We start from the raw sequence: 3,363 nt of genomic DNA on the forward strand, positions 1-3,363 counted from the left end.
AAATACTCTCAAAAAGCGGCGCGGCCCGCAGGGTTGGGCTTAAAAAACGCCTCTGTTTCGTTAAAAAAACTTGTAAGGCGTTTGCCTTACTTCGTTTTTTGTGCCTTGCATAGTCAGTTTTTTAAGCCCAACGCAAGGCGTATTATAAGGCTTTGTTTAACCGTAAGTACTAGCCGTGAGCGTGCAACCCAGCCCGAGTAAAAATACTGCAGGCCATGAGTAGCTACCAACTACTTAATCTGCAAGGACAGCGAATACAAATCCTCAACTTCAACAACGCCCTCGGCCCTGATAGGCTCCCTCATAACGGGGACAAAAATCTTCTTCATGCCGAGCCTTAAAGCTTCCTCGACGCGCCTTTCCGTCATATAAGCCGGCGCGGCCTGCCCCAATATGCCGACTTCCCCTATAAACACGAAGTTGCCCGGCAAAGCTTTATCGCGGGCGGAGCTTATCACGGCCGCGCAAACCGCCATATCAAGCGCCGGATCGGAAATTTTTGAGCCGCCGGCCAAGCTGACGTAAACGTCTTTGGTTTCCAAATTAATATTGACGTGTTTTTCCAAAGCGGCCAAAAGCATTTGACAGCGGTTCAAATCAATACCCGTAGCGATACGCCTTGGGAAAGGATAATGCGTAGGGCTTACAAGCGCTTGGACTTCCGTCAAAATAGGGCGGGAGCCCTCGGCCGCTACGCTGAAAGCGCGGCCCGTCATGGCTTTGCTTCTTGACGTTTGAGAAAAATACGCGCTTGCGTCTTCCACATCTTCAAGGCCGTGGGGGCCCATTTTAAAAAGGGCCGTTTCCGAAGTGGAACCGAAACGGTTTTTATGAGCGCGAAGCATTCTTAAAACATTGTCGCGTTCCGTATCAAAATACAGCACGCTGTCGACCATATGTTCCAGCACTTTCGGCCCTGCCAAAGCGCCGTCTTTTGTAACATGCCCCAAGATAAAAACTACTATTCCCTTAGGTTTGGCGAGGCGCAAAATTTCCGCCGCGCTTTCCCTAACCTGCCCGATTGTTCCTGCGGAAGAGCTGAACTCGGGATGATAAACGGTCTGTATGGAATCGATTATAAGAATCTGCGGTTTGGCTTCCTCGACGGCTTTTATGATATTTTCTATGTTTGTTTCGGAAAGAAGCGTAATATTATCGCCTTTAACTTTCAGCCTAGCCGCGCGGCCCGCTATCTGCGACGAGGATTCTTCCCCCGAAACATACAAAACCTTTTTGCCTTCCGCCAATTTGCCGGCAAGCTGAAGCATTAAAGTGCTTTTGCCGATACCCGGCGCGCCTGCAAGCAGTATCAGCTGGCCCTCCACCAAGCCGCCGCAGGTAAGGCGGTCAAACTCCTTAATACCCGTTGGAAGACGCTTTAAATCCTGGACGCGGGCGTCTTTAAGCGTCGTCATTTCAGAGGAAAAATCCGTAAAAGATTTGCGCGCCGCTTTGGCCGTTTTGCTTTCTTGCTGGACGACTTCTTCCGCCATACTGTTCCAAGCCGAACAATCCGGGCATTGGCCCAGCCATTTGGCTGAAGTAAATCCGCATTTTTGGCAGGTGTAAACCGTTTTAAATTTCATAATTATTTAGCCAAAGTCGCCAAGCCCAGCATGGAAGCCAGTTCTTTATCTTCAAAAGAAAGGCTGCCGGTAAGCTGCAAAGCCCTGGCGTCCTTTTCAAGCATTTCATTGTATCTTATGCCGACGCCTACGTTTTTGGTTACAAAGGTTCTTGCGCCAATGGCGGCTTTGGGTTTGTCAAAAAGTTTGTTGTTGATTACGCGGTTGCGCCCAAAGTCCGTAACTTCACCGTAGACGTTAAATTCTCTGACGGGCAGGACTTCCGATTTATAAAAAGGTTTAAGCGCCAGTATACCGCCGCCCGCGCCCCTTATCATGCCGACTTGCAAATCCGCCCATTTGTTATAAAGGCCCAAGCGAGCGTCAATTTGGTTAGGTTTTCCACGGTAATCTTTATCGTCTTTGGGGGCATTGTCGCGGTTGCCCAAATCGGAAATACCCACCCTGTAATAAGTAAAACCGTTGGCGGGTACAAATTTTATCCCCAAATCAGATTCCGTCAAATTACCGTCGGGCTGATATCTGGCGTCATATTCCCAGAAAATGCGGAACTTGGCCATTTTGCCGATAAATTGTTTTGCGTCTTCGCTTACCTGGCGGACATTCGCCAAAGTGGTTTGAACGTCGGTCTTCATTTGCTCGTCTTGAACCAAAGCCGTAAAAAGGCCGTCGCCGCCGTCAATTTTCGCCATAAGTTCTTTAGAAGCTTTCGTAAGTTCGCTTACGTCCTGCATAGAAGAAGAAAGATAAGGCCTTAAGGAAAACACAAGCTCGTTTAAATTGCCGGAAAGCATTCTTAAATTTTCCAGCGTGGCGTTTAAATCTTCGGCGAATTTCCCGTTTGCCGCAATGCCGGAAGCCAAATTGTTTATCGTGGCCATGGTTTCGGCCAGCATATCGGTTACGGAGGACATACTTTCCCCCTCCACGCTGTCGCCTTCGGCCAAAATTCCGCTTGAAAAGTCGCCTTGGTCTATCTGCAAATAATTGGTGCCGATAAGGCTTGTGGCGGCTATGGAAAACCTGGAGTTTTTATAAACGACCGCACCGTCGTTTAAACGCACCACGGCGGCTACGCGGGGACCGTCAAGTTTAAGCTCTTTGACTTTTCCCACTTCAACGCCGTTTAACCTTACTATTGATTTTGCCGGCAGGCCGGAAACGTTTTTAAAATAAACGTTTATGTCAAAACCTTTTGATACCGTAAAATTGCCGAGCATATAAATGGAAAAGCCCAAAAGGACTAAACCAAAAAACGTAAAGAGGCCTACTTTTGTTTCCGATGTCATAATTTCATTATACCTTTTATCTAAAATTCTTAAGGGCAAACAATCCCTTTAACTTCTTATCTGCATTTGTATAGGGCCTTTGCTGCTGCCCTCAATAAACTGTTTGACGTACGGATTATCCGTTTTCCTAAAATCTTCCGCGCTTGCGGCCAGCTTTACTTTGCCTTCATAGAGCATGGCCATAGTGTCTGAGATTTCAAACGCGGATTTCATATCGTGCGTGATTACCACCGACGTTACGCCAAGCTTATGTTTAAGATCGACTATAAGCTCGCTGATAATCTCCGACATTATCGGGTCAAGGCCGCTGGTAGGCTCGTCATACAAAATAACTTTCGGGCCCGTGGCCAAAACACGCGCCAAAGAAACGCGCTTCTTCATACCGCCGGAAAGTTCCGAAGGTTTAAGATTTTCAATATCTTTAAGGCCGACCAAGGCCAGCTTTTCTTTGGCGATTTTGGCGTAATCGGCTTTGGGAACATCGGTAA

Annotated in this window: 3 protein-coding genes; all 3 read right to left on the reverse strand. The window is 47.7% G+C overall.

Features of this window, described 5'->3' with window-relative positions:
* Nucleotides 1-230: 230 nt before the first annotated feature.
* Nucleotides 231-1,586 carry a DNA repair protein RadA gene (gene radA, locus ACQY26_RS06370; RefSeq protein WP_428048307.1) on the reverse strand — a complete coding sequence of 452 codons (1,356 nt, stop codon included), beginning with the start codon at nucleotides 1,584-1,586 and terminating at the stop codon, nucleotides 231-233.
* Nucleotides 1,587-1,588: 2 nt separating this feature from the next.
* Complete coding sequence (locus ACQY26_RS06375) at nucleotides 1,589-2,875, reverse strand: MlaD family protein (RefSeq protein ID WP_428048308.1); 1,287 nt, start codon at nucleotides 2,873-2,875, stop codon at nucleotides 1,589-1,591.
* A 48-nt stretch (nucleotides 2,876-2,923) separates the two neighbouring features.
* Nucleotides 2,924-3,363, reverse strand: a 440-nt coding sequence (locus tag ACQY26_RS06380; protein ID WP_428048309.1) for an ABC transporter ATP-binding protein, incomplete at its 5' end; no start/stop codon positions are given.

Source organism: Candidatus Proelusimicrobium excrementi, from assembly GCF_937881865.1.
Classification (GTDB): domain Bacteria; phylum Elusimicrobiota; class Elusimicrobia; order Elusimicrobiales; family Elusimicrobiaceae; genus Proelusimicrobium; species Proelusimicrobium excrementi.